The 4,812-nt window shown below is 39.5% G+C and carries 2 protein-coding genes and 1 pseudogene; 2 read left to right on the forward strand and 1 reads right to left on the reverse strand.

The window, feature by feature from the left end:
* Positions 1–12: 12 nt before the first annotated feature.
* Positions 13–84: pseudogene (locus tag NCCP2222_RS20795) on the forward strand (S-layer homology domain-containing protein); the annotation flags it as partial.
* A 24-nt stretch (positions 85–108) separates the two neighbouring features.
* Positions 109–3,279, forward strand: a complete 3,171-nt coding sequence (locus tag NCCP2222_RS17240; protein WP_248513672.1) for an S-layer homology domain-containing protein — start codon at positions 109–111, stop codon at positions 3,277–3,279.
* 385 nt (positions 3,280–3,664) lie between these two features.
* Here NCCP2222_RS17240 and NCCP2222_RS17245 read toward each other — a convergent pair whose 3' ends face one another.
* Positions 3,665–4,807, reverse strand: a complete 1,143-nt coding sequence (locus NCCP2222_RS17245) for an aminotransferase class I/II-fold pyridoxal phosphate-dependent enzyme (protein ID WP_248513673.1) — start codon at positions 4,805–4,807, stop codon at positions 3,665–3,667.
* Between the last annotated feature and the right edge of the window lie 5 nt (positions 4,808–4,812).

Below are 4,812 nucleotides of genomic sequence, written 5' to 3' on the forward strand. Positions count from 1 at the left end.
CACGAAGCAGCAATCGATGCACTATCTGATGCGGGCGTCATTTCTGGCTACCCAGACGGCACATTCCAGCCAAACAAAACGTTGACTCGTTCTGACGTTGTTAAATTGATGGGTAAATGGTTAGAGTCTGAGGGCTATAAAGCAGCTGCAGATTATAAAACAAACCCAAGATTCATTGATCTATCCTCTTCATCTAATGAAGAACTTCTCAAGTATGCTGCCCTCGTAAAAGACAATGGCGTATTCGTAGGAACCCCAGATGGAAAACTAGATCCGACTGGCAACATCACTCGTGAAAACATGGCAATTGTATTGGTTCGTGCGTTCGATCGCATAAACGATATCGACCTCGCAACATACGTGGCCGGTCAAGATTTCAAGAAAGATGTAACTGACCGTGGAACAGCTAAAGCTGAAGCGCGCCCAGCTATCGACGTTCTCGACTTCTTTAATATCACAAACCCAGCTGCACCAGCGTTCAACCCGAAAGCTACAACCACTCGGGGACACTTTGCAACTTTCCTACACCAGTTCAGCACTGCGGACTTCTCTGAGGTAGCTCCAGGCCCAGGCGCAGTTGTTGACAGCACAGCAGTAAAAGCAGTGAATGCAACAACTGTTGAAGTAACATTTAAAGATGCGGTTGAAAACGTAAACTCTTTGAACTTCACAATCGAAGGATTGACTGTTTCTAATGCCGCAATTAAGCAATCTGATGACAAAACAGTTGTATTAACAACTTCAGTCCAAGAAGGTGGTAAGGAATACACCGTATCTCTTAACAACAAAGAGATCGGCAAATTCAAAGGCGTTTCTTCAGTAGTACCTACTAAGATTAATATCAAAACTCAATCCATACAGGGAAAAGTCGGTCAACAAGCAATCGTTTCTGCTGACGTAGGCGTGAAACAAGCAGGTATTCCCGTCACGTTTAACGTGAAAGCTAACACAGTTGGTACACTAAACAAAAACCAAGTGTTTGAAGCGGTTACAGACGAGAATGGTATTGCAACATTCTCCTACACACAATACGCAGCAGGTACTGACGAAGTAGTTGCTTACCCAACAGGCGCGCCATCAGTACGTAGCCTTGGGTATGTTTTTTGGGGTGTTGATACTATCCTTTCTGTTGAAGAAGTAACTAAAGGCGATACAATCAACAATGGAGCTAACAAAACGTATAAAGTAACTTACAAAGATGATAAGACCGGCAAACCAGTTGCGGGTAAAACATTTAACGTTTCTTTCTTAGAAAACTTGAATGTTACAGCTGACAAGGTTGCTAATGCATCTGTAAATGGAGTACAGCCGTTACAATTAACTAATAATACTCCAGCCATAGCTGCACAAGTTACAACAGATTCTAAGGGTGAAGCAACATTTACAGTTTCAGGGTCTAATACTGAAGTTACACCTGTTGTCTTTGAAGCAAATAGCAATTCAGATTATGGCTATGAGGCTTCAGATTTACAAGTAACGTCTGCTAAAGTAAAGTTTTCCGCTGCTCAGTCTACTTACATCATTGAAATAATGGGCAGCTTGGGTGATGATTCTGATGCAGCTGTTGGTGAATTTAACGGGCGCGAATTCATTGCAATGGTTACCAATCAAGATGGTGAGCCTGTTGCAAATGAGATTGTAAATATTGCATTCCACGAGAATATTGATCAAAACATTAATACTAAAACTGATGCATACTTTTTCGACATTCAAGATGGTGAGTATAAGAAGAGTATTTCTTATAAAACTAATTCTTTCGGTGAGATAGATTTTGAAATTTTCAGCGATAGGGAAGGCGATTATGCAACACCATTTGCTTGGATTGATATTAATTCTTCAGATGCTAGAGATGGAAATTTCGATCTTGGTGAACCACATCAAGCAGGACCGATTACTTACTTCTCAAAAGAAAAGATTGCCATGGCAGCTTTGCTGACCCCTGATAGAGAGACTGTATTTAAAGGCGATGAAGTTGTACCAGTTGAATATTTCCCATTCAACCAAAGCTTTAGACCAATTTTTGAATTACCACAAGGGTATAGCCATATTGATTCTACTTTCACAGTTTTTAACACTGGCGGAGAAGATATTGAAGTCACTTATACTGCTAATGATGGCAGTACCTACAATAAAATTATTTTACCTAACCGTAGCTATACGTTACCGACGCTAAGTGGAACAGATTACTTTAATCCAAACATTCTTATTAATTCGGTAGGCAATAAAACTACTTCAGCGCGTATTGTTGCTACGGGAACTGCAATTCCCGCTAACGGAACTACTCCTCCTATTCATTTGGGTAGCACAGAGGAGAATATTAAATTTGTTTCTACTAAAGAGGCGGGAACAAAATATACTGGGTTAGTTGTAGGTATATCTAAGGCTGGATTAATATTTACTAATAAAGACCAAGAATTATTTGCTGAATCAACAAAATTTTACGGTGGTAATGGGGCAGAAATCATTGGAGCCGAAAGATTTGTTGAGGAAGTTTTACATGAAAATACTATGGGTGATGTAACTGTAACTTTTATCAAAGATTCTGAAGGCGTCAAAACATTTAGGATCGTCGGAAATAACGGTACAGTAACAAACCCAATTATTAATACTGCTACATCTGCATATATAACAAAGATTGTTGCTAGTCCGGCTACAGAACCTATTAAAGCTGGCGATGATATAACATTAACAATTACCTTCTCTGATAATGTTACGATTTCTAATGATGCCACAGTGACTGCTTCAGGAGTAACTTTTGCAACTAATGGTTCAATAGCTTCTAAAGATGTTGTATTCACATACACAGTTCAAGCTAATGATAATATCCCAACTTTATTTGTTACTGGCATTAATACCGGTACTGCTCCTACCACTGTAGCTGGAAAGACAGTGTTAGATAGTTTAACGCTTGCGTCAGGTCTGTCAGCAGATGTAACAGTAGATGCGGTTGCACCAATTGGAAATCTTCCAGCAACAACAGGTACTAATAACAATGCTACAACATTAGTTGTTTCATTCTCTGAACCACTTTACAATTCAGGAAGTGCAATTGCAGATGGTGCTGATGTTAAATCATTGTTTGCTTATGACGGTACTGCTGCAAATTATACTTCCGCAACTTATAATGCAGCTAACAATACTGTTACATTTGTATTTACAGCTGCAGAGGATACAAATAAACTAACATCGGCAGCAGCAACACTAACAGATGCTGCTGGTAATGTACTAGCAACTGAAACTTACATGTATGCTACTGGAGGAACAATTTGGACTAAGTAGGTCATGTAATATATTTTTAACTAAAAAGATCTGCACCTGTTTGTCAAGGCGCAGATCTTTTTTACTTTACTAAAATGACTGGTTGCTATGAAAAAGGGCTAGTAAAAGAATTATGTCAAATCAAATTCTGGTAGATCTTTAATGTTGTTTCTGGCAGTATATTATATTGCTCTTCGACGGACATCATGCTCGATGAGACTCCTTGTGTAAGGTTCTTTAAACTGATTAAAATCATATTTTAGATATGGTTTTACAAGGATATGCTTTTGAAAAATGCGTTATTACATTTCCTATCTCCCACGAGTATATCACAAACACATTGAGGGAATATAAAAATTCAGGGCCATAACAAAGCAATTGTGTAAAAGAGCATCTACATCTACTACTATCTAGTCAAAGAACTTTTCAATACATTTATCACTCGATTTTGTTCTTCTACCGTCATTGAAGATCCAGAAGGTAAACAAATACCTCTAGCAAACAATTTTTCGCTAACTATCTCGTTTTGATCATGTGGATAGAAAGCGCATCCTTTAAACAAAGGTTGTAAATGCAACGGCTTCCAGACAGGACGAGCCTCAATATTTTCTTCTTCTAATCTATCGATCAATTCGTATGGTGTCATACTGATATAACTTGGATCCAGGATCAAAGCCGTAAGCCAACGATTAGAGTATGTATTCTCGAGCTCAGGCATAAAGTCAATTCCTTTTATGTCTCCTAAAGTCTCGACATATCGATTAAATACAGACCTTCTAGCTTTTACTCGGTCGTCCAGAACTTCTAGCTGGGCACGACCGACACCTGCTAAGATATTACTCATCCGATAATTGTATCCGACTGTGCTATGTTGATAATGCTTCGCCTCGTCCCTTGCTTGCGTCGCCAAAAAGCGGGAGCGAGAAAGGGCTTCCTGATCATTAGATACCAGCATTCCTCCACCAGAGGTTGTAATAATCTTATTACCATTAAATGAGAAAACTCCAAAGCGACCAAATGTACCGCTTTTTCTTCCTTTGTAAAGCGAACCTAATGACTCAGCAGCATCCTCAATAACTGGCACTTCATAACGATCACAGATGGCTAGGAGTTCATCCATCTTAGCACTTTGACCGAATAAGTTTACAACAATAACAGCTTTAGGAAGTCTTCGCTTTGCTTGAGCATCCTCCATAGCAAGAGCTAGTGCAAACGGTGACATATTCCACGTTTCTTCTTCTGAATCAATGAAAACAGGCGTAGCTCCTGAATATAAGATTGGATTGGCACTAGCGACAAAGGTCAGGCTAGAGCAGAATACAGTATCCCCACCCCCAACGCCAAGTAACTCTAATGCCAAATGAATAGCAGCAGTTCCAGATGAGGTAGCAACTGCGCCAGATGTTCCAACATATGCAGCCAATTGTTCTTCAAATTCATTTACGTTGGGACCAAGAGGTGCAATCCAATTCGTAGCGAACGCTTCATTAATATATTTTTGCTCAACTCCACTCATATGCGGGGGGGAGAGTAAAATTCTTGATTTCATCAAAT

Origin of the sequence: Sporosarcina sp. NCCP-2222 (assembly GCF_023168145.1) — a bacterium.
In the GTDB taxonomy this organism is placed as follows: Bacteria; Bacillota; Bacilli; order Bacillales_A; family Planococcaceae; genus Sporosarcina.